The sequence below is a fragment of the Sinorhizobium prairiense genome, assembly GCF_029201645.2.
Lineage (GTDB): Bacteria > Pseudomonadota > Alphaproteobacteria > Rhizobiales > Rhizobiaceae > Sinorhizobium > Sinorhizobium meliloti_A.
Window position 1 is genome coordinate 1595075 of record NZ_CP104131.1, and the last position, 22002, is coordinate 1617076.

Below are 22002 nucleotides of genomic sequence, written 5' to 3' on the forward strand. Positions count from 1 at the left end.
TTACGTGTGGAATGGCCAGCCCCTTAGCGGTAACCGGCCCGGAAATCAAGCCTTGGGGACGCTTTTTGTATCGCGCCGGCTCAGGCCGCCTTCGTTCGGCACCGAGCCAGCACCTCGGCGGTGACATGTTCCGGAATGTCGCCGATTTCCGCCATGCGCGCATCGAGCTTGGCCAGCATTTCCTCGAACACAGCGGAGTAGGCCGGCTCGTTCGCCCGGTTGCGCAGCTCGAACGGGTCCTCCTCGCAATCGAACAGTTCCCATTCCGCAGCCTCGTCGCCGGAAAAGGCACCAGGCTGGCCGAGCGGATCGTTATACCAGTAGATGAGCTTGTAGCGGGCGTCGCGCACGCCGTAATGCGCGAAGGCATTGTGGAACTCGTCCTTGTGCATCCAGTACCGGTGATAGGCGAGGCCCTTATCGTCCTCGTCCGCCGTTTGCTCGATAATCGGGCGCATGCTCCTGCCCTGCATGTAATTGGGGATCGGCAGGCCCGCATAATCGAGAAAGGTCGGCGCGAAATCGACATTGGTCGCGATGTGGCCGGCTTGCGTGCCGGGCCGGATGCCCTCCGGATAGCGGATCAGGAAAGGCATCTGGAGCGATTCTTCGTACATGAAGCGCTTGTCGAACCAGCCGTGCTCGCCAAGGAAGAACCCCTGGTCGGACGTATAGATGACGATGGTGTCGTCGCGCAGGCCTTCCGCGTCGAGATAGTCGAGCAGACGGCCGACATTGTCGTCCACGGCGGCAATGGTCTGCAGGTAGCGCATCATGTAGCGCTGGTACTTGAAGAGGGCGAGTTTCCGCGGATCGGTAAAGAGATAATTCTCTCCGGTGGCTCCGTCGATCAACCGCAGTTCCTGACCTTCCTCGATGTCCGGAACCTTGCGCTGGGTCCAGCCTGGCAGAAGCAGTTCGCCGATCTCGTCGCCGCCTTCGGGCTGGACGAGGCCAAGGTCCCTGTATGTCATGTCGGAGCGAATGCGCATTTTCGCCGCTGCCGCCGCTGCTGCGCGGTTGGAATAATCGTCGGAGAAAGTTTCCGGCACCGGCAGTTTCCCGTCGGCATAGAGGTGCCTGTCGCGCGGGTGCGGCTCGAAGCTGCGATGCGGCGCCTTGTGGTGGCACATCAGGAAGAACGGCCGCTCGGGATCACGCCTGCCGAGGAAATCGAGGCATTTGTCTGTGATGATGTCGGTGGCGTAGCCTCTCTCCGTTCGCGGTCCGTTGCGGTCGATCATCACCGGATCGAAATATTCGCCCTGCCCGGGCAGTACCGACCATTCGTCAAATCCCGCCGGCTCGTGCGCCTGGCCCTCGCCCAGGTGCCACTTGCCGAAGATCGCCGTCTGATAGCCGCCCGCGCGCAGATGTTTGGCCACATTGGGGAGCCGGTTGTCGATATGGGTATCGAGCGTGGTGACCATGTTCACATGGTTGTAGGTGCCGGTCAAAATGGCGGCACGGCTGGGCGTGCAAATCGAATTGGTGACGTAGCACCGATCGAACCGCATGCCTTCGTCGGCGATGCGGTCGATATTGGGCGTGCTGTTCAGGCCCGCGCCGTAGGCGGAAATCGCCCGCGCCGCATGGTCGTCCGACATGATGAACAGAATATTGGGCTGCTTTGTCATTCTAATCTCGATGGAGAGTGCCGGCGCGACGGAGCGCGCCGGCGGGTTGGCGTTCAGTCGCCTGCGTAGAGGTCGGCGAGATAGTAGTCCTTCGGGTCGAGCGGGTTCTGCATCTTGCCGAAAGCGACGAACTGGTCGTTGAGACCCTTCAGCCAGTTGGCCACCGTCCCATCCCTGCTGGCTGCAACGAGCTCGGCGGTGGTCAGGAACTTGCCGTTGCGGCTTTCGACTTCAAGCGGTTCGGCCGGCACTCCGAGGAACTTGGCGGTGATCGCGACCGAGCGCGGCACGTCGGCAACGCGATAGTCGTTGGCCTCCTTCATCGTGGCGATGAATTTCCTGACCACGTCCACGTCGCCGGCTATCACCTCATTGCGGGCGACGAAAGCCGAAGGGAATGAGTTCTCGGGATAGAAATCGTCGCTCTTGGCGACTTCGACCAGATCCGGGACGGTCTTCTTGATGATGCCCACCAGCGGATACCAGATGCCGGCGCCGTCGATCTGCTTCGATGCAAAAGCCGAAACGACCGTCGAAGGGTCCATCTTCACCACTTCTATGTCGGAAATCGTCATGCCAGCCTTGGCAAGGCCGAGACGCAACAGCATGTCGCCCGACGTGCCTTCCGGAACGCCGACCTTCTTGCCCTTGAGGTCCGCGACGGAGTTGATGCCCTTCTGCGCGATGACGCGGTCGGACAGTCCGAGCACATTGATCGCCACGAGTTTGGCCTTGCCAGTGGCCGGGAGCCAAAGGGCGCCCGGACCGACATACCCGAAATCGAGACTGCCCGCGCCCAACGCCTGGATCTGGATAGGGCCATTGGTGAAGATCTTCAGGTCCGGTTCCAGGCCGTGTTTTGCCCACAGGTTCTGGTCGGTGGCGATCGCCGTCAGGCTCGTGCCGAAATAGTCGGCGATGTAACCGATCCGCACGGGCTTTGCCTCTGCGTAAGCGGCTCGCGTGGTGGCGCCCACTATGGGGGCCGCCAGCGCACCGGCAGCGGCAACGCGGATGAAACTGCGTCGGGTAAAAGTCACGGCATTCCTCCTCCTTGTGATGAACTCGAACTGACCTGGGGTTTCTGATGGTAGACGGCGTGCCAGACCCGATTGCGGACCTGCGCGAATTCAGGCGATAGCCGGATCTCTTCGTTGCGCGGATAGGGCAGGTCCACGGGGATGATCTCGTGCAGGCGGCCCGGCCGCGCGGCCATCACGATGACGCGATTGGCGAGATAGACCGCCTCATCGACATCATGGGTGATGAAGATCACCGTCCGTCGCTCGCGGCTCCAGGTGTCGAGCAGCTGGTCCTGCATGTTGACGCGGGTCAATGCGTCGAGCGCGCCGAAGGGCTCGTCCATGAGGAGGATCGTCGGATTGACCGCATAGGCGCGGGCGATTGCGCAGCGCTGCTTCATGCCGCCGGACAAGGTCTTGGGCAAGGCATCGGCGAAATCCTTCAGCCCGACGAGATCGATGAAGTGATCGGCGATGCGCCTGCGCTCGGCCGCCGGCATGTTTTTGATGCGCAGGCCGAATTCGACGTTCTGGCGAACCGTCAGCCACGGAAACAGCGCATATTGCTGGAAGATCACGCCGCGTTCGGGCCCCGGCCCGTCGACCGGCTTACCGTCGACCAGAACACGTCCGTCCGACACCTCCGTCAGGCCGGCCGCGATATTCATGGCCGTCGACTTGCCGCAGCCGGACGGTCCGACCACCGTGACGAATTCACCCTCGCCGATATCCAGGCTCAGCCTGTCGAGCGCGAGGACCGAGCTCTCGCCTTCGCCGAAACGGCGGGTGACGTTTTGAAATGAAATCTTCGGGTCGGAGGCCGGGTCCGGAACAGCTGTCATTGCGCGCGCTCCTGCCAGCGGGTCAGACGGCGTTCCGCCGCCTGGACGATGCGGTCCATGAGCAGGCCTAGAATGCCTATCGTGACGAGGCTGACGAAAATGGTGGGAAGGTCGTAATAGAGTTGCGCCTGCTGCATTCGGAAGCCGAGGCCCGATTGCGCTGCGATGAGCTCGGCCGCGACGACCGTTGCCCAGGCCGAGCCGAGCCCGATCCGGACGCCGACCAGAATGAAGGGAATGGAGGCAGGGACGATCACGCGGTAGAACAGCACGCCGTCGTTGGCCCCAAGCACGCGTGCAGCGCTGATCAACGTACGGTCGACGCCGATGACACCCTGATAGGCGGCGACGACGCAGGAAAGGAACGAGGCGAGGAAAATGACGAAGACCTTCGGCGCTTCGTCGATGCCCATGGTCACGATCGCGAGCGGTATGACCGCCAGGGGCGGAATCATGCGGAAAAACTGGATGTAGGGCTCGATCAGTGCGCGGGCGACGCGGTACCAGCCCATCAGGAAACCGACGGGAATGGCTGCCGCCACGCCGAGCAGGAAGCCTGCCAGCACGCGGCGAAGACTGGAGACGACGTCCAGCGGCAACTGGCCGTTCGCGATCAGCTCCACTGCACGCCGGAAAACCTCGGCCGGTCCCGGCAGGATCACCAGCCCCGCCGCCGTTATGCCCCACCATACCGTGACGGCGAAGGCCAAGGCGATCAGGTTCAGGACGATGGGCGCCAGCTCCGCCGGCGAAAACCCGTTCCCTGTCGTTTCCTCGTCTTTGGACGTCAGAGTGCTCAATACCGGGCTCCCGAATAGAAAAAGTGGTCGAGCGCGACCGCCGCCCCCCGATCGCGCCCGGCTGCGAGCCAAAAGCGGTTCGTTCGAACCGCAGGATATCGCGCATATGAGGCATGACCCGTGGCGGCAGATGTTTTCGCAGATGCGCGAACAGGCTCTCCGGCGCGTCAGCGAGGTGACCGCCGAAGACGATCAGATCGGGCGTAAGCAGACTGATTGCGATAGCGAGCGAGTTGGTCAGCCGAGCGAGTGTCGGACCCCAGACGTCCGTGTTCTCCACCTGCATCAGGAGATCGGCCGGAGCAGAGCCTTCCAACCCCAATGCACGCATCAGGACGCGTTCGTTCACATAGCTTTCGAGACAGCCATGATTGCCGCAACTGCACCGTGGCCCGTCCTGTGAGATCTGGATGTGACCGAGCTCGACTGCACCATGGCCGCCCGGCCGAAACGGTACGCCGTCGACCACCAGCCCTGCCCCGAGACCGGAGCGCAGATAGACGTAAAGCAATGCCGGGACCCCGCGGCCGAGACCGAAGCGCGCCTCCGCGACCGCCATTGCCGTAACGTTATGCTCCAGCACCACCGTCAGGCCCGTGCGTCGCTCCAGCATGCCTGCCAGCGGCAGGTTGCGCCAGCCGGTATTGATCGAAGCCAGGATGGTGCGCTGGCCGGCATCGACGGGTCCCGGCACTCCTACTCCGACGCCGAGCAGATGGTCTGTGCGCGCGAGAAGCTTCAGATTTTCTATTTCGTCGGCGATCCGCGCGGTCACGGCCTCCGGCGAGGTGTCTGGCAGCGCGAATTCGAACGAAGCGGCCGCTTTCGGCGAACCCAGGACATCCGTGACCGTCAGTTGGACGAGCCCGGCACCGATATGCACGCCGGCAACGTGATGAGCGTTCGGCAGGAGCCGGATCGCCAGTCCCGGCCGCCCCACCCCGCTGCTTGCCGCCGGCTCCACCTCGGCGACGGAGCCGTCGGCGAGGAGCTGCGCCGTCACATGGGTAAGGGTCGTCGCGGACAGCCCGGTGCGGCGCGCAAGGATGGCGCGCGATTGGGGCCCTTCGTCGCGAAGGATGCGCAGGACCTGGCCGTGATGCACACCCACTTTTCGCCCCTTGGTCATTTATTTTCTCAACTTTAGAAAATAAATGGTCGCTGTCAATAGGAGCAGGTTGCGGTCACTTTCGAAAAGCGCTTCTGCGGTCGTCTATTTGCACTCTTCGCTATTGAAGACCTCGAGCTTTGCGAGTTTTCCGCTCAGGACGAAGTCACCGTAGTCCATGGTGAGATCCCGCGTCACGCCGTTCTCGTAGAGCTTGAACGCCATGCGGTAGACGGGCAGCGCGTCGCCGTTGGCTTCGTCGTTGAAATAGGTGATCGTCACCGGCCAGTAGTTCTCGCCCGCAAGCTTTCCGGCCTTGCCGACATCCGCATCGTCAGGAGCGGGCTTGCGCGGCTTGCCCACGAAGGTCGAGGTAATCAGCGTCTTGTCGCCCGAATCGGAACCATCGAAAATACGCGCCTCGAAAAAGGTCTCTCCTTTTTCGCACGTTCGATCACTTCGAGCATGTGTTCTGTCGGAAACCGGCTGGCCGCAAGCGCCACCTGGCGCTTGTCGGGGGCGGTCAGCTCGACCTTGACGCCGGACTTATCGTCATGCGCGCTTCCGCGCACCTCCTTGTCCAGCTTCTCATCGGTAAAGGAGCGGGTGAGGAAACGGAAATTGCCGTTCTTCATGTCCTCATAGGTGGTGGTCTGCTGATCGGTTAGGCGAACCTCGTCACCCGTATCGACCTGGGTGACGAAGCGGAAGCTGACGGTATAGCCTTCGCAGGAGGAGCCGTTGAACTCATAGACCATGCGGCCATACATGCCGGAGATGCCGGACCGCTCGGAGGCGTCCTTCAATTCCAGATCGTAGACGGCGCGGTGGGGAACGAGAGCAGTCGCCTGTGCCGCGCCCGCCGTCATGACCACGACACAGACGCTTCCCACAGTGACGAGACCGAAGCCTTTACGAAACATCCGTTTCCTCCTGTTGGAACTCGCCGCCAATGCGATAAACAAGCATTCGGCAGAAACAAGGCAGATCGGTTCTGGTCCACGCCTGTCAAGATCTGCTTTGCATGCCGGATTTTAGCACAAAAGACAACAACGGAGCCTTCCATGTCCGCAGAGATCGAAACCCGCCTCACCGAACTCGGCATCGTCCTTCCGCAGGCAGTTGCGCCGGTCGCGAACTACGTGCCTTACGTCGTCTCGGGGTCGATGCTCTACATTTCCGGGCAGTTGCCGATGGAAAACGGCAAGGTCGCCGTAACCGGCCATGTCGGCAAGGATGTCGATGTCGCCGGCGGGCAAAGAGCCGCCGAACTCTGCGCGATCAACATCCTGGCCCAGGCCAAAGCGGCTCTCGGCGATCTCGGCCGTATCCGCCGCCTCGTCAAGATCAACGGCTTCGTCGCTTCCACGCCGGACTTCGTCGAACAGCACCTGGTGATCAACGGCGCCTCGAACCTGCTTGCCAATGCGCTCGGCGAAGCGGGCAAACACGCTCGTGCCGCTGTCGGCATGGCTTCCCTTCCCTTCAACGCGGCTGTCGAGATCGACGCCGTGATCGAAATCGCATGATCAGGGACTTCCAATGAAGGATCTTTCCTGGCTCAAGGCCGAGCCGATCGCCCATCGCGGCTTCCACGACATGAATCGGGAGGTTTGGGAAAACACGCTCTCCGCCTTCTCTCGCGCGGTCGAATCCGGCTTCGCGATCGAGTGCGACCTTCAATTCGCGGCTGACAGCGTTCCCGTCGTTTTCCACGACCACGACCTGCAACGGCTCTGCGGGATTGCGGGCGACGTGCGCGCGAAGACGTCCGCCGAGCTGGGGCTTCTGTCCGTCGGCGGCACGGGCGACAAGGTGCCGACCCTGAAGCAGATGCTGCGCCTCGTTGCCGGCCGTGTCCCACTGATCATCGAGCTCAAGGGGCGACTGGGCGACGACGAAGGCTTTTGCGCGGCCGTGCTCGAGACGCTGGAAGGCTATGAGGGCCATGTGGCGCTGATGAGCTTCGACCATTGGCTGCTCAGGGACCTGAAGGAACTCGATGCGCCCTACCCCCTCGGCCTCACTGCCGAGGGTGTCAATCCGGAAACCTTCTTCGTGCACGAGGAGGCGATGCATCTCGGACTGGATTTCATCTCCTACCATTACGGCCATCTTCCCAACGCCTTCACGGAAAAGGAGCGCGCGCTCGGCCGAACGCTCATCACCTGGACGGTACGCGACAGACAGGCTCAGGAGCACACATTCGCCAATGCCGACCAGATGACCTTCGAGGGTTTCGATCCCCGGGAGAGCATGATTTCGTAGGCGCATGACAGACGCGATCACCATCCGCATAGAACCTTCGTTCACGTCGATATCGCCGGCGAGCTGGGGCGGGCTTGCCGGCGCTTCCAAAGGGCATGCCGGCACGGCCTACAATCCCTTCGTCTCGCATGCCTATCTCTCGGCACTGGAGGAATCGGGCTCGGCTACGGCGGAGACTGGCTGGCTCGGGCAGCATCTCCTGATGGAGGACGCGGACGGTTTCCTGCGGGGGGCTCTCGCCTGCTACGTCAAGAGCCACAGCCAGGGGGAATATGTTTTCGACCATGGCTGGGCGGATGCCTTCGAGCGAGCCGGCGGCCGCTATTATCCGAAGCTGCAATGTTCCGTGCCCTTCACGCCGGCGACGGGGCCAAGGCTGCTGGTAGCCGGGGGAAGCGATCCACGAACCGTGCGCGACGCACTCGCTGCCGGCCTCAAGGAGCTCACGCGCCGCCACCGCCTCTCCTCGGCCCATGTAACCTTCGTCCCGACGGACGAAATGCCGATCCTGGAGCAGGCGGGCTTCCTGCATCGGATGGATCAGCAGTTCCACTTCATGAATGAAGGCTATGGATCGCATGACGACTTTCTCGCCACGCTCACCTCGCGAAAGCGCAAGGCACTCAAGAAAGAACGCCGATCGGCGGTGGAAAACGGCATCACCATCGACTGGCTGACCGGCAGCGATCTGACCGAAGCTATCTGGGACCAGTTCTTTGCCTTCTACATGGATACCGGCGGACGCAAATGGGGGCGTCCCTATCTGACCCGCGCCTTCTACTCACTGATCGGAGAGCGCATGGCCGACGACATCTTGCTGGTCATGGCCAAGCGCGGCGGGCGCTATATCGCCGGAGCGATCAATTTCATCGGCGGCGATGCGCTATATGGCCGGCACTGGGGCTGCATCGAGGATCACCCCTTCCTGCATTTCGAAGTCTGTTACCATCAGGCGATCGACTACGCGATCGCGAAGGGATTGAAGCGCGTCGAAGCCGGCGCGCAAGGCGAGCACAAGCTTGCACGGGGCTATATGCCGGTGACGACTCATTCCGCACATTTCATCAGCCATCCGGGGCTTGCGCGCGCCGTAGCCGATTATCTGGAACGGGAGCGCCGGGATGTGGAAGAAACCGGCGAGTTTCTTGCGGAACACGGCCCTTTCCGCAAAGGTGGACGCCAGGACGACTGAGACGCCGCGAATGCCTGCCAGGAAGAGGAAACGACATGAGCGCATACGACACCAACAATATCTTCGCCAAGATATTGCGCGGCGAGATCCCCTCGCATCGCGTCTATGAGGATGAGGCCACCGTCGCCTTCATGGACGTGATGCCTCAGGCCGAAGGCCATGTCCTGGTGTTGCCTAAGGCGCCGTCCCGCAACTTTCTCGATGCGGATCCAGCCACCCTCGCCAGCCTGATCGCGACCGTTCAGAAGATTGCCCTGGCCGCGAAGGCCGCTTTCGCGGCGGACGGCGTCACCATCATGCAGTTCAACGAGGCGCCGGCCGGTCAATCCGTCTTCCATTTGCACTTCCACGTGATCCCCCGGCGGGAGGGCATTCCGCTGAAGCCGCATTCCGGCAAGGTGGAAGACGGAGAGGTCCTGGCCGCAAACGCGGAGAAGATCCGCCGAGCGCTTTAGGCTACCAGGTAACCTTTGATTCAACTGCTTACGGAATTTTTCTGTTATTCCGCTTTAACTCATCAGAAGCCCAGCCACCAGAGGCCTGCGGCCAGGGCAGCGATCGCCGTTCCGATCCCGGCGACGGGTTTCTGGCGGGCGAGGAAAAACGCGATCGCGCCGAGGACGACGGAGCCGAGCCGAAGCCACAGAGGCGATTGGGCCAAGACGCCGGTCGGGTAAAGTACGAGTTTTGCAATGACGGCCGCCACCAGCGCCGTCGCCACCGCCCTCACCCAGTTCAGCGCCTCCGAATCGTCGCGCAGCCGATTTCCGGCGAGCACTCCGAGCCACCGCCAGATGTCGGTCGCAAGCCAGCCGGCGATCGCAATGAATGCGTAGGCCCACCATCCGTCCATCCAGCTCACGCGCTCGTTTCCTTTCGCGTGCGCCAGAAGCGCTCGCCAAGCCAGGCGAGTGTTCCTCCGCCGAGGCCGGCGAGCAGAATGTCGAACTCCGGTGCGATCCAGTAGCAGACCGGCCCTGCGGCGAGACCGATCGCGAGCGCGGCATAGACAACCGGATGACGGGCCGAATTCCAGATCGAGGCGAGGAAATAGACCGGCGTCAAAAAGAAGAGGCATCCGGCGACGATGGGCGGGAAATCGGCGACAAGGCGATAAACGATCCCGACCAGCGCCATGTTCGTCGCGACCAGCGTGATGCCGAAGCCGGCGAAGAAGGTCGCGCGGTGCCGGCGCGGAACCGCATGCACGCGCTCCATCGCGAAGACCCAGGCGGTGATGGCGATGAAATGCGAAAGCAAGAGAAGCAGCCATGTCGGCGTCTTCGGCGTACGGAGTTCGGGAACGAGTGCGGCGACCATCGGCATCAAGCGAACCGACGAAAGCGTGACCGCCAGGAACGCCGTCGCAAGACTGGCGCCGCTGAGGATCGAACTTACGAGAATGACCTTTGCCGGCAGGGCCCAGACGATGCCGGTCATGAACACGACTTGCGCCGGTGGGATCCCCGCCTGAACCGTCAGCGAGCAGAAGCCCACGAAGGAAAGCATGAGGATTATGGCCGGAAGGCTGAATATCCCACGCGCACCCGCCAGAAACCAGCCCAGAGGCGATCGCTCCTCTTCGATACGATTAGTGGAATCCACCCGCTATGCTCCACGCTCACAAGAAAGTGCCGGGTAACTCACCCGGCACTGTCACGTCCAGTCGCGATCGCGTTATTTCTTGCGCGGCACCTTCGGAACCGTCCGCCCCCTGAGGGGAGCCGCGCCGGAACCGCCGCTCTTGTTCGAGGACTTGGCCGCCGTCTTCTTCGACTTGGCTTTCGCGCCCTCTTCGGATGCGGCTACGCTTTCCTTTTCGGCAGCCTTCTTGGGTTTCGCGCCCTTGCCGGCGGGACGCGAGACCTCGGCCTTGGGCTTGATCGGAGCCGTTTCCGGCACGGCTTCGAGCATGAGCCCCTTCGTGCCGTCTTCCTTTGCCCCGATCGTCACCTTGACGACACCGCCCTTCTTCAGCTTGCCGAAGAGGATCTCGTCCGCGAGCGGCTTCTTGATATTTTCCTGGATGACGCGTGCCAGCGGCCGTGCACCCATCTTCTCGTCATAGCCCCTCTCCGCGAGCCAGGCGATCGCATCAGGCGCAAGGTCGAAGGTGACATTGCGCTCCGCAAGCTGCGTTTCGAGCTGCATGACGAACTTCTGCACGACCTTGTGGATGACCGGGGTCGGCAGCGAGTTGAACGGAATGACGGAGTCCAGACGGTTGCGGAACTCCGGCGTGAAGAGGCGATTCAGCGCCTCCACGTCCTCACCCGTCCGCTTGGAGGAACCGAAGCCGATCGCCGCCCGAGCCATGTCGGACGCGCCGGCATTGGTCGTCATGATCAGGATGACGTTCCGGAAATCGATCTTCTTGCCGTTATGGTCGGTCAGCGAACCGTGGTCCATGACCTGCAGGAGGATGTTGAAGAGATCCGGATGCGCCTTTTCGATTTCGTCGAGCAGCAGCACGCAATGCGGATGCTGGTCGACGCCGTCGGTCAGGAGTCCGCCCTGATCGAAGCCGACATAGCCGGGAGGCGCGCCGATCAGTCGCGAGACCGTGTGGCGTTCCATATATTCCGACATGTCGAAGCGCAGCAGCTCGACGCCGAGCGAGGTGGCAAGTTGCTTCGCCACTTCCGTCTTGCCGACGCCGGTCGGGCCGGAGAAGACGTAGCAGCCGATCGGCTTGTTGGGCTCGCGAAGGCCTGCGCGCGCCAGCTTGATCGACGAGGCGAGCGCCTCGATCGCCAGATCCTGGCCATAAACGACGGAACGCAGTTCCTGCTCGAGATTGGCGAGCACCGCCTCGTCGTCCTTGGACACGGTCTTGGGCGGGATGCGAGCCATCGTTGCGACGGTCGCTTCGATCTCCCTTTCGGTGATCAGCTTGCGGCGTTTGCTGACGGGCAAAAGCATCTGCGCGGCACCGGACTCGTCGATGACGTCGATCGCCTTGTCCGGCAGCTTCCGGTCGTTGATGTAGCGTGCCGAAAGCTCCACCGCCGCCTTGATGGCATCGTTGGTGTATTTCAGCTGGTGGTAGTCCTCGAAATAAGGCTTGAGGCCCTTCATGATCTCGATCGTGTCCGCGATCGTCGGTTCGTTGACGTCGATCTTCTGGAAGCGGCGAACGAGAGCCCGGTCCTTTTCGAAGAACTGGCGGTACTCCTTATAGGTGGTCGAGCCGATGCAGCGGATCGCGCCGGAAGAAAGCGCGGGCTTCAGGAGGTTCGACGCGTCCATGGCGCCGCCCGACGTGGCGCCGGCACCGATGACCGTGTGGATCTCGTCGATGAACAGCACCGCACCGGGGTAATCTTCGAGTTCCTTGACCACCTGCTTCAGGCGCTCCTCGAAGTCGCCGCGATAGCGCGTGCCGGCCAGCAGGGTTCCCATGTCGAGCGCGAAGATCGTGGCGTCCTGCAACGCCTCGGGCACCTTCTTCTCGACGATGCGCTTGGCAAGGCCCTCGGCGATCGCCGTCTTGCCCACGCCAGGATCGCCCACGTAAAGCGGGTTGTTCTTGGACCTGCGGCAAAGCACCTGAATGGTCCGGTTGACTTCGGCGTGACGCCCGATCAACGGATCGATCTTGCCGGACTTGGCCTTTTCGTTGAGGTTCACGCAATAGGCCGTGAGCGCATCCTGCTGCTTCTTCGGGCCCGCCTCCTCGCTCTCGCGCGAAGCCTTCTGTTCGGAGTCCTGGTCTTCCGCCCCGCGCACCGGCCGCGCCTCGGAGCTTCCCGGCCGCTTGCCTATACCGTGCGAAATGAAATTGACTGCGTCATACCGCGTCATCTCCTGCTCCTGCAGGAAATAGGCAGCATGGCTCTCGCGCTCGGCGAAGATCGCCACGAGCACGTTGGCGCCCGTCACCTCTTCGCGGCCCGAGGACTGCACATGGATGACGGCTCGCTGGATCACGCGCTGGAAGCCCGCCGTCGGCTTGGAGTCCTCGTCGTAACCGGTGACGAGGTTCGACAATTCGTTGTCGACGTAATCGGTCACCGTCTTGCGAAGCGTGTCGAGATTGACATTGCACGCGCCCATCACAGCCGCCGCATCGGCATCATCGATCAATGCCAGCAGCAGGTGCTCGAGCGTCGCATATTCGTGATGGCGCTCGTTGGCAAAAGTCAGTGCCTGATGCAGCGCCTTTTCGAGGCTGGGCGAAAATGTTGGCACGTTAGTTCCTCATTTCTTTTCCATGACGCATTGCAACGGATGTTGATGCTGCCTGGCGAAATCCATCACCTGCGTCACCTTGGTTTCGGCGACCTCGTAGGTGAAGACGCCGCATTCTCCAACGCCGTGGTTGTGGACATGTAGCATTATGACGGTCGCTTCTTCGCGGTTCTTCTGAAAGAAGCGCTCGAGGATGTGAATGACGAATTCCATCGGTGTGTAATCGTCATTCAAAAGCAGAACGCGGTACAAACTCGGCTTCTTGGTCTTCGGCTTGGTGCGGGTGATAACGGACGTGCCACGACTGGGGCCGCCTCCGTCTCCTTCGCTTCCCTGCTGCATCCGGACCGGCATGGCGATCATTCTTGTTCATTCCTTTACAGCCGCGGATCCATTTGCATTCGGCCACGACATGCTTGCCTTTATCTAATGGTTCGTTCTTGGATTTTAAGACCGAACCCACGCACTGCAAACATATTCGCACGGCGAAACACAAGATTGATCAAATTTCTTCGCCGGCACCTGCTGCCTTCAGGCCCGTCGGCGGTCTTGAAGACGCGCAGATTACGAACCGACGAAGGCCGGCCGCGGCATCCGCGACCGGCCTGGTCTGCAATAGCGATGAAGCTGATGGTCAGGCGGCGGCGGCCGTTTTGACCGCAGTGCCTGCCTTGGCAACCGGCGCCTCATAGGGCTTGTAGGCGTCCTTGGCGAGGTCGGCATACATCTCACCGATCTTCGTCGCCTCGGCGAAAAAGCCTTCGTAGCTTGCCTTCAGATAATTCGTCTGAAGCTCGAACGCTGCTTCGAGGCTTTTGGCACTGGTAAGCTTTTCGACATGAGCAACGCCATCCTCGAAGGATTTTTTCGAATAGTCGGCCGCTTCGGTCGCAATAGCCTGGAAACCTTTGGTCATGGCTGAGTAGCTCTTCACGGCCACGTCGAGCGCTTCCTTGCTCTTCCTGTTCGCATCGTCGAAGTTAAACATCGGGCGTCTCCTTGTAACGGCTCGGCTAGGAACGCGGCCAGTCTAGGTGCACTGCACAAAAAGTCAAGTTCAGTGTGCGTTGCAATAAAATACAGTTCTTGCAACGACTTGATGAAGACGGACGCCTCCAGTCAAATTTCTCCGAAAAGTATGATTTAACAACAGGAAACCCGGCCTGATTGCTCAGTACCGGGTCTTGCAACGCGCGATTACCACGGATCCAGGTGGATTCGTGTTGCTCTCAGAGGTCGATGTCGAGGATCGCCATCGAGAAATTATAGGAGAGCTCGCCGTCCTCTTCGTCACGGAAGACGACACCGAGAAATTCGTCGCCGAGATAGACTTCAGCGGATTCGTCCTTCTTCGGGCGAGCCTTGACGACCATGGACTGGTTGAACGTGCGCTTAAGATAGGCCTCAAGCTTGCGGATTTCTTCGGGCTTCAAAACTATTCTCCGTAGCCGATTGATTTGCCGCGCTTGTTGCACGGGCCATTGCCCAGTGTAAACCCATCAGAGCGCCAAGCGTTCGCCGGGAGGCGAAGAAATGCTCGCAACGCCTTGAATTAGTGCACTGATTTTTCGCAGCGTCGATGCCCCGGCACAGCCGGGCTTCGGGCGCCTTGATCAGATATCGAACGACGCCAGGATCTGGTCCATCTGACGCGACGGCTCGGAACAGCCGGCCTCGCCGACGACCTTCGCCGGCACACCGGCAACCGTCGATTTGGGAGGGACCGCCTTCAGCACGACGGAACCGGCGGCCACGCGTGAGCAGTGGCCGATGTGGATATTGCCGAGAATCTTTGCGCCGGCGCCGATCAGCACGCCGTTGCCGATCTTCGGATGACGGTCGCTGCCTTCCTTGCCGGTGCCGCCAAGCGTCACGCCATGCAAGATAGATACGTTATCGCCGATGACCGCGGTTTCGCCGACAACGAGCCCCGTTGCATGATCGAGGAAGATACCGCGCCCGATGCGGGCGGCCGGATTGATGTCGGTCTGGAAAACGCTGGAGGAGCGGCTCTGGAGATAGAGCGCAAAGTCTCTCCGGCCGCGGCTCCACAGCCAGTGAGCCAGACGGTGCGTCTGTATGGCATGGAAGCCCTTGAAATAAAGCACCGGCTCCATGAAGCGCGTGCAGGCGGGATCGCGATCGTAGACCGCCTGGATATCCACGCGCAGGACGGCGCCCCATTCGGGCCAGTCCTCGAGCATCTCGGCAAAGGTCTGGTGCAGGAGGCTCGCCTGGAGGTCGGGATGATCCAGCCTCTCGCAAATCCGGTAGATAACGCAATCTTCCAGGGAATGCTGATTGACCACCGTCGAATAGAGAAAGGCCGCCAGCATCGGGTCGCGCTCGGCCGCCAGCCGCGCCTCCTCACGCAGGCTATCCCAGATCGGATCGATCGTTTCGAGCGATTCCGTATGACGAAGTTCTGTCTTGGCGACCATGGTCGCTCTCCTTCCTGGGCGTTCCCTCGGCGGGGTCGTCTTTGGCCTGCCGTCTTAAGATGGGGTCGTGTTCGGGCATATATAGGCCAATTCCCCGCCGACATAAATGGCCTGGCCGGATTTCACCTCTCGTTGGTCGCACGGCCGAGAGCAGCTCGAGGAAAAGTGCGCAGGGTTTTCCGCCTGGATCGGCCTCACCCAACTCCGGCAAGAAACTCCAGGACCGCCTTCTTGAACACACGGTCGCCGACCGCCAGCATGTGGTCGCGCCCGGGAATGTCGAGTGCCACGGCATGCTGCATCAGCGCGGCAAGCTCCTCAGCCGACCCGGCGATGTCATCCTTTGTCCCGACACCGATCAGCACCGGCACGTCTATGCGGCCCACCTCGTCGGCGGTAAGCAGGTCGCGCGATGTCGATATGCATGCGGCAAGCGCCTGACGATCGCTTTTCGTCTGGTCTGCGAAGGCGCGGAACGTCCGGCCCCGCTCGTGCGTAACGTCCTCCAAAGAAGGTGCAAGCAGCGCGTCGGCGATCGGATCCCACTCCCCCACCCCCGTGATCATGCCTATCCCGAGACCGCCGAATACCAGCGAACGGACGCGATCCGGGTGCTGCAAAGCCAGGAATGCCGAGATCCGCGCGCCCATCGAATAACCCATGACATGCGCCTCGCCGATGCCGAGATGCACCAGAAGTGCCGCCGCATCCCCCGCCATCTGCGGCGGGTGATAGAGCGAGGGATCATGGGGTTTGCTGCTTTGCCCGTGCCCGCGATTGTCGAGCGCGATGACGCGGTATCCGGCGTCGCCGAGCGTCTTCAGCCATCCGGGAAACACCCAGTTGACATTGGCGCTCGATGCAAAGCCGTGAATGAGCAGGATCGGGTCGCCCGAGGGGTCACCTTCGTCGAAATAGGCGATTTCCAGTCCGTCATGCGTGAAGCGGGAAAATGGCGGAGGGTTCAAGTCCATCTGGTTTTCCTGGTATTGTCCTGTCGGCGCGGACGTTAGTTGGTAAAGCAACCGCCGGAAACCCCAACCGCTTCAAAAACCATAAAGCGCGGCATGTTTGCCGCTACACATTTTCGCCAAAGCTCACTATGGTGCCGGCAAATTCGACACCCCAATCGACATCTAAGACTTGCATATATCGGAGTACGACATGGCCGGCCACAGCATCCCCCATTTTCAGAACGACGGCGGGCACCGGGTCATCGAGATCGGCGTCAAGGAATTCATGTGCACGGGTGCTTCCGTCCCGTTCGACCACCCTCACATCTTCGTCGACATGGGCGACGAGAACGAGAAGGTCTGTTCCTATTGCTCGACCCTCTACCGCTACAATCCTTCCCTGAAGGCGACGGAAACGATTCCTCCGGGCTGCCTTTTCACGACTAAAGCCGCCTGATCCTGCGCAGGCGACGGCGCGACATCCATGCAAAAGGCTGATCCGGTTGCGATCGTCGGTGCCGGCATCGCCGGGCTGACCGCCGCGCTCTGCCTTGCACGGCAGGGTTTCCGGACGGATATATTCGAGCAGGCCGAAGCATTGGAGGAGGCCGGTGCCGGGCTTCAGCTTTCGCCGAATGCATCGCGCATCCTCATCGACCTCGGCTTGCTGCCCGCTCTCGAACGCGTCTGGAATGAACCGGAAGCGATCTCGCTTACCGACGGCCGCTCGCTGCGGCCACTTGCCAGCGTGCCTGCCGGCGCACGCGCCCGCGAGCGCTGGGGCGCTCCCTATGGCGTCCTGCATCGTGCCAGCCTGCAAACGATCCTTCTGGATGCGGTCCGGGCGGAGCCGCTTTGCCGTCTTCACCTGGGAAATCGCGTCGGGGACGATCCGCGAGCAGTCATCACCGAAGCGAGCAAGCGATCACCGGCAGCGATCATCGGTGCGGACGGTATCTGGTCGCGGATACGCTTCTCTGTCCCCGGCGCCGGCACCGTCCGTTTTTCGGGCAATGTCGCCTGGCGCTTCACGCTGTCACGCACCCGGGCGCCCGCCTGCCTGTTGCCTGATCGCGTCACCGCCTTCCTCGCGCCGAAGGCCCATCTCGTCGCCTATCCGATCAGAAAGATCGACGGCTTCAACCTCGTCGCGATCGTTGCCGGAAAGGCGTCGGGCGAAACCTGGACGGGGCACGAAACCGGCGATCGCCGGCGCGAGTTCGAGGCGGCCTTCACGGATTGGCATCCCGACCTGCGCGCGCTTCTCGGTCACGCCGGCTCGGCGACCTACTGGCCGCTCTGCACGGTTGAAGACGGGGCCTGGCACAATGGGCGCGACACCATTCTCATCGGCGATTCTGCCCATGCCATGACGCCATTTGCAGCCCAGGGCGCGGCGATGGCCATCGAGGACGCCCGTGAACTCGCCCGCTGTATGGCCGATACTCCCGACCTTCCCTCCGCCTTCGCGCGTTATGAAGACGCACGCAGAACGCGGATCGGCCGCGTTCGCAAGCGCGCCGCATTCAACAGCTTCGCCTACCACGCAGCAGGTCCGGTGCGGATCGCGCGCGATTTCGTTCTCTCTTTCAGAAAACCCGAAGCGCTCGCAGCCGATTTCGACTGGCTTTACGGCTACGGCGCTTAGTTGGAACGCGATGAGGGAAGCCTATTCGCCTCCCTGTCGCTTCGTTCAGACCTCAGACGGCGTTTGCCGCGGCGAGGCCCGCCTCGATATCCCGGCGGATGTCCGGTACATCCTCGAGTCCGATCTGCAGCCGGATGACCGGCCCCTCGGACGGGGCCTTCGCGACCTTGCGGTCGGAGAGGTTCACGTGAACGGCGAGGCTTTCGAAGCCGCCCAGGAGTAACCGAGCCCGAACAGCGAGAGCGCATCCAGGAAGGCATGCGCCTTTGCCTTGCCGTCTTCGGGTTCAGCCCTGAGCACGAAGGAGAATATCCCGCTCGCGCCGCCGAAGTCGCGCTTCCACAATTCGTGTCCGGGAAAGCTCGGCAGTGCCGGATGAAGCACGCGCGCCACCTCGTCACGGCCCTCGAGCCATTCAGCGATCGCCAGCGCGCTTGCCTGATGGCGCTCCAGGCGGACGCCCATCGTGCGCAGGCCGCGCAGGATTTGATAACTGTCGTCCGGCGAAACGCAGACGCCGAGCGTAACCATCGCCTCGCTGAGGGCCGGCCAATGGGCCGCATTGGCGGAAACGGTTCCGAGAAGAACGTCCGAGTGACCGGAGGGGTATTTGGTCGCCGCATGGATCGAAACGTCGACGCCGTGGTCGAGGGGCCGGAAGTAGACCGGCGTCGCCCAGGTGTTATCCATGGTCACGATACAGCCGTGCCGGTGCGCCGCGGCGGAGATTGCCGGAATATCCTGCATCTCGAACGTATTCGAGCCCGGAGCTTCCGTATGCACCAGCCGCGTGTTCGGCCTGATCAGGTTTTCGATCCCGGCGCCGATCGTCGGGTCATAATATTCGACAGTGACGCCGAGCCTGGAGAGCATCGTGTCGCAGAAATGGCGGGTGGGGAAGTAGACCGAATCGACGATGAGAACATGGTCGCCCGAAGAGAGATAGGCCAGGAACGGCACCGTGACCGCAGCGAGCCCGGAAGGAACGAGGATCGTGCCCGCTGCGCCCTCCAGCTCGTTCACGGCCTCGCAAAGCGCGTCAGTCGTCGGTGTGCCGCGCGTACCGTAGGTATATTTCTGCGCCCGCGTCTCCATCGTCCTCGCATTCGGGAACAGCACGGTGGAAGCGTGAACCACCGGCGGATTGACGAAACCATGGAAGTCGGAGGGATTGTTGCCGGTATGCGCGAGGCGGGTATTGATGCCCTGCTCCGCTCGCCCGCTCGTGTTGTCTGCCATTGAAACATCCGCTGTTGAATTTCGCTGCCAACTCATCGAACGGGCTACGGGCCGGGTCAAGGAAAAATTCGAGCCGGCCGGCTGTGAATCACGAAGGAGGCGCAACTGGCGGTTTTTTATCCATGGCGGGCAATTCCGTCGCGGGACCTGCCTAAACTTCTGGCGAGCTTCACGTTTTTCACATGGAAGATCACAAAATCGGCCACGTCTCTTGACCCTTCCAGATTTTGAGCATGAGATAGTTTTTACTCAGGCCAGGAGGGTGGCTGAGGCTGCACGCGCCAAGAGCGCGCTACCGTGCAGACGCGAAAAACGACAACCGAAAAGGTTCGAAAAAATGGCAAGAAGAATTCTGACAGCTCTCGTTGGCGCTGCTGTCGTGGGGATTGGCACACATGCGGCATCCGCCGCGACGCTCGACGACGTAAAGGCCAAGGGCTTCGTCCAGTGCGGCGTGAATACCGGCCTCGCCGGTTTCGCAGCCCCTGACGCCTCGGGCAATTGGAGCGGTTTCGACGTCGACTACTGCAAGGCGATTGCGGCTGCGATCTTCGCCGACGGCAGCAAGGTCAAGTATACGCCGCTCTCCGCCAAGGAACGCTTTCCGGCGCTGCAGTCCGGCGAAGTCGACGTGCTTGCGCGCAACACGACCTGGTCGATCAACCGCGACACCGCGCTCGGCTTCAACTTCCGTCCCGTCAACTATTACGACGGCCAGGGCTTCATGGTTCGCAAGGAACTCGACGTGAAGTCCGCCCTCGAGCTTTCCGGCGCCGCCGTCTGCGTTCAGACGGGCACGACGACCGAGCTCAACCTTGCCGACTACTTCAAGGCGAACAATCTGCAGTACAATCCGGTCGTCTTTGAAAAACTCGAGGAAGTGAACGCTGCCTACGACGCCGGCCGTTGCGACGTCTATACGACCGACCAGTCCGGCCTCTATTCGCTGCGCCTCACCCTCTCGAAGCCCGATGACCACATCGTTCTGCCGGAGATCATCTCCAAAGAGCCGCTCGCACCGGCGGTCCGCCAGGGTGACGATCAGTGGTTCGACATCGTCAGCTGGGTTCATTACGCCCTGGTCCAGGCCGAAGAGTTCGGCATAACCCAGGCCAATGTCGAAGAAATGAAGAAGTCGACGAACCCCGACGTTCAACGCTTCCTGGGAGTCGAGGCCGACAGCAAGATCGGCACGGACCTCGGCCTCACCAACGAATGGGCGGTCAATATCGTCAAGGCAGTCGGAAACTACGGCGAAGTGTTCGACCGCAACATCGGCGCAGGCAGCCCGCTGAAGATCGAGCGCGGCCTCAACGCCCTCTGGAACAAGGGCGGTCTCCAGTACGCACCGCCGGTCCGCTGATCGGACGCGGATGGAGGGGGACGGCGCGGCCGTTCCCCCGATCAACGATAAAAACCCGATAACGGGAACATCCGAAAGGATGGATTAGGGGAAAGAGGCATTGCATGGCCATCGGCGTCACCAACGCGCCTGAACGAAGCACGTCATCGGGATCGATCATCAACGATCCTCAGGTGCGCGGGATATTCTATCAGGCAATCACCATCATCATCCTCGCAGCGCTCATCTACTGGATCGTCGACAACACCGTCGAAAACCTGAGACGCGCGAACATCGCATCCGGCTACGACTTCGTTAGAAGCCGCGCCGGCTTCGATGTCGGACAGTCGCTGATTTCATTTACCAGCGATTCCACCTATGGCCGCGCCTTGCTGGTCGGCTTCGTCAACACTTTGCTCGTCGCAATTACCGGAATCATCACGGCGACGATCATCGGTTTTATCGTCGGCATCGGACGCCTTTCGCACAATTGGATCATCGCCAAGCTCTCGCTGGCCTATGTCGAGGTGTTCCGCAACATCCCGCCGCTGCTCGTCATATTCTTCTGGTACAGCGGGGTGCTGTCGATATTGCCGCAGGCACGAGATGCGCTTGCCCTGCCCTTCGATATCTTTCTGAGCAATCGCGGTGTCGCCTTTCCGAGGCCGATTGCCGAAGAGGGTGCAGGATACACGCTCCTCGCGTTTGTTATCGCCGTCGCCGCAAGTGTGTTCTTTGCCCGTTACGCGCGCCAACGGCAGTTGGCGACCGGCGAGCGCCTTCCCGTCCTGTGGACCGTGCTCGGACTGATCATCGGCCTGCCGCTGGTCACATTTCTCGTGACCGGTGCGCCGATCACCTTCGACATTCCCGTGGCGGGCAAGTTCAACCTCACGGGCGGTTCGGTCGTCGGACCGGAGTTCATGTCGCTGTTCCTCGCGCTTTCCTTCTACACGGCAGCCTTCATCGCTGAAATCGTCCGGGCCGGTATCCGCGGCGTTTCCAAGGGCCAGACGGAGGCGGCACATGCGCTCGGCATACGCCCGGCGCTGACGACGCGCCTCGTGGTCGTGCCGCAGGCGATGCGCATCATCATTCCGCCGCTGACCAGTCAATATCTCAACCTCACCAAGAACTCTTCGCTGGCGGTTGCCATCGGTTATGCCGACCTCGTCGCCGTCGGCGGCACCATCCTCAACCAGACCGGACAGTCAATCGAGATCGTAAGCATCTGGCTCATCGTCTATCTCAGCCTGAGCCTCGCGACGTCGCTGTTCATGAACTGGTACAACGCCCGAATGGCGCTGGTGGAGAGGTGA

At 61.6% G+C, this 22002-nt stretch carries 20 protein-coding genes and 3 pseudogenes; 8 read left to right on the forward strand and 15 right to left on the reverse strand.

Features of this window, described 5'->3' with window-relative positions; translation table 11 throughout:
- Positions 1 to 80: 80 nt before the first annotated feature.
- From N0Q91_RS10270 to N0Q91_RS10295, 6 genes and pseudogenes are all read right to left on the reverse strand, one after another.
- Positions 81 to 1637, reverse strand: coding sequence for a sulfatase family protein (locus N0Q91_RS10270; RefSeq protein ID WP_275598016.1), 1557 nt, complete (start codon positions 1635 to 1637; stop codon positions 81 to 83).
- Positions 1638 to 1690: 53 nt separating this feature from the next.
- A complete protein-coding gene (locus tag N0Q91_RS10275; protein ID WP_164866969.1) occupies positions 1691 to 2629 on the reverse strand; it encodes an aliphatic sulfonate ABC transporter substrate-binding protein in 939 nt (312 codons plus the stop codon).
- Positions 2630 to 2673: 44 nt separating this feature from the next.
- Positions 2674 to 3501 carry an ABC transporter ATP-binding protein gene (locus N0Q91_RS10280; protein WP_127710809.1) on the reverse strand — a complete coding sequence of 276 codons (828 nt, stop codon included), beginning with the start codon at positions 3499 to 3501 and terminating at the stop codon, positions 2674 to 2676.
- On the reverse strand, positions 3498 to 4241 hold the full coding sequence (locus N0Q91_RS10285; protein WP_275598118.1) for an ABC transporter permease: 744 nt from the start codon (positions 4239 to 4241) through the stop codon (positions 3498 to 3500). Before N0Q91_RS10285 ends, N0Q91_RS10280 begins: the two co-directional genes overlap by 4 nt.
- 56 nt (positions 4242 to 4297) lie before the next feature.
- Positions 4298 to 5412 (reverse strand): annotated as a pseudogene (locus N0Q91_RS10290) (ROK family transcriptional regulator).
- A gap of 102 nt (positions 5413 to 5514) precedes the next feature.
- Positions 5515 to 6332, reverse strand: a pseudogene (locus N0Q91_RS10295) (EipB family protein).
- Positions 6333 to 6473: 141 nt separating this feature from the next.
- On the opposite strand from N0Q91_RS10295, the gene N0Q91_RS10300 reads away from it, so the two are divergent.
- From N0Q91_RS10300 to N0Q91_RS10315, 4 genes are read left to right on the forward strand one after another with little or no spacing between them, the layout of a single operon-like run.
- Positions 6474 to 6938: a RidA family protein gene (locus N0Q91_RS10300; protein ID WP_275598017.1), complete on the forward strand. Its 465-nt coding sequence runs from the start codon at positions 6474 to 6476 to the stop codon at positions 6936 to 6938.
- A gap of 13 nt (positions 6939 to 6951) precedes the next feature.
- Positions 6952 to 7677: a glycerophosphodiester phosphodiesterase gene (locus N0Q91_RS10305; RefSeq protein WP_275598018.1), complete on the forward strand. Its 726-nt coding sequence runs from the start codon at positions 6952 to 6954 to the stop codon at positions 7675 to 7677.
- 4 nt (positions 7678 to 7681) lie between these two features.
- Complete coding sequence (locus tag N0Q91_RS10310) at positions 7682 to 8869, forward strand: GNAT family N-acetyltransferase (protein WP_275598019.1); 1188 nt, start codon at positions 7682 to 7684, stop codon at positions 8867 to 8869.
- A 35-nt stretch (positions 8870 to 8904) separates the two neighbouring features.
- Complete coding sequence (locus N0Q91_RS10315; protein ID WP_275598020.1) at positions 8905 to 9324, forward strand: HIT family protein; 420 nt, start codon at positions 8905 to 8907, stop codon at positions 9322 to 9324.
- A gap of 62 nt (positions 9325 to 9386) precedes the next feature.
- On the opposite strand, the gene N0Q91_RS10320 is transcribed toward N0Q91_RS10315, so the two are convergent.
- From N0Q91_RS10320 to N0Q91_RS10355, 8 genes are all read right to left on the reverse strand, one after another.
- Entirely contained in the window at positions 9387 to 9722 is a 336-nt protein-coding gene (locus tag N0Q91_RS10320; RefSeq protein ID WP_080636661.1) for an AzlD domain-containing protein, read from the reverse strand.
- A 5-nt stretch (positions 9723 to 9727) separates the two neighbouring features.
- Positions 9728 to 10474: an AzlC family ABC transporter permease gene (locus N0Q91_RS10325; RefSeq protein WP_100673916.1), complete on the reverse strand. Its 747-nt coding sequence runs from the start codon at positions 10472 to 10474 to the stop codon at positions 9728 to 9730.
- A 72-nt stretch (positions 10475 to 10546) separates the two neighbouring features.
- The gene (gene clpA, locus N0Q91_RS10330) at positions 10547 to 13060 is read right to left on the reverse strand and encodes an ATP-dependent Clp protease ATP-binding subunit ClpA (RefSeq protein ID WP_018097773.1); all 2514 of its coding nucleotides are present in this window, start codon (positions 13058 to 13060) and stop codon (positions 10547 to 10549) included.
- Positions 13061 to 13069: 9 nt separating this feature from the next.
- Entirely contained in the window at positions 13070 to 13423 is a 354-nt protein-coding gene (clpS, locus tag N0Q91_RS10335) for an ATP-dependent Clp protease adapter ClpS (protein WP_003535011.1), read from the reverse strand.
- 271 nt (positions 13424 to 13694) lie between these two features.
- The gene (phaP2, locus tag N0Q91_RS10340; RefSeq protein ID WP_100673917.1) at positions 13695 to 14048 is read right to left on the reverse strand and encodes a phasin PhaP2; all 354 of its coding nucleotides are present in this window, start codon (positions 14046 to 14048) and stop codon (positions 13695 to 13697) included.
- Positions 14049 to 14289: 241 nt separating this feature from the next.
- A complete protein-coding gene (locus N0Q91_RS10345) occupies positions 14290 to 14493 on the reverse strand; it encodes a DUF3126 family protein (RefSeq protein ID WP_003535016.1) in 204 nt (67 codons plus the stop codon).
- 180 nt (positions 14494 to 14673) lie between these two features.
- Positions 14674 to 15501, reverse strand: a complete 828-nt coding sequence (gene cysE / locus N0Q91_RS10350; protein ID WP_275598021.1) for a serine O-acetyltransferase — start codon at positions 15499 to 15501, stop codon at positions 14674 to 14676.
- Positions 15502 to 15695: 194 nt separating this feature from the next.
- Positions 15696 to 16475 carry an alpha/beta fold hydrolase gene (locus tag N0Q91_RS10355; RefSeq protein ID WP_015241159.1) on the reverse strand — a complete coding sequence of 260 codons (780 nt, stop codon included), beginning with the start codon at positions 16473 to 16475 and terminating at the stop codon, positions 15696 to 15698.
- Positions 16476 to 16665: 190 nt separating this feature from the next.
- Between N0Q91_RS10355 and N0Q91_RS10360 the strand changes: the two genes are divergently transcribed.
- Positions 16666 to 16911 carry a zinc-finger domain-containing protein gene (locus N0Q91_RS10360; protein WP_003535025.1) on the forward strand — a complete coding sequence of 82 codons (246 nt, stop codon included), beginning with the start codon at positions 16666 to 16668 and terminating at the stop codon, positions 16909 to 16911.
- A gap of 27 nt (positions 16912 to 16938) precedes the next feature.
- Positions 16939 to 18102, forward strand: coding sequence for an FAD-dependent oxidoreductase (locus N0Q91_RS10365; protein WP_275598022.1), 1164 nt, complete (start codon positions 16939 to 16941; stop codon positions 18100 to 18102).
- A 52-nt stretch (positions 18103 to 18154) separates the two neighbouring features.
- Here N0Q91_RS10365 and N0Q91_RS10370 read toward each other — a convergent pair.
- Positions 18155 to 19565: pseudogene (locus N0Q91_RS10370) on the reverse strand (cystathionine beta-lyase).
- A 113-nt stretch (positions 19566 to 19678) separates the two neighbouring features.
- Here N0Q91_RS10370 and N0Q91_RS10375 point away from each other — a divergent pair.
- Both N0Q91_RS10375 and N0Q91_RS10380 read left to right on the forward strand, forming a co-directional pair.
- A complete protein-coding gene (locus tag N0Q91_RS10375) occupies positions 19679 to 20704 on the forward strand; it encodes an amino acid ABC transporter substrate-binding protein (protein ID WP_100673922.1) in 1026 nt (341 codons plus the stop codon).
- A 104-nt stretch (positions 20705 to 20808) separates the two neighbouring features.
- Positions 20809 to 22002, forward strand: a complete 1194-nt coding sequence (locus N0Q91_RS10380) for an amino acid ABC transporter permease (protein ID WP_275598023.1) — start codon at positions 20809 to 20811, stop codon at positions 22000 to 22002.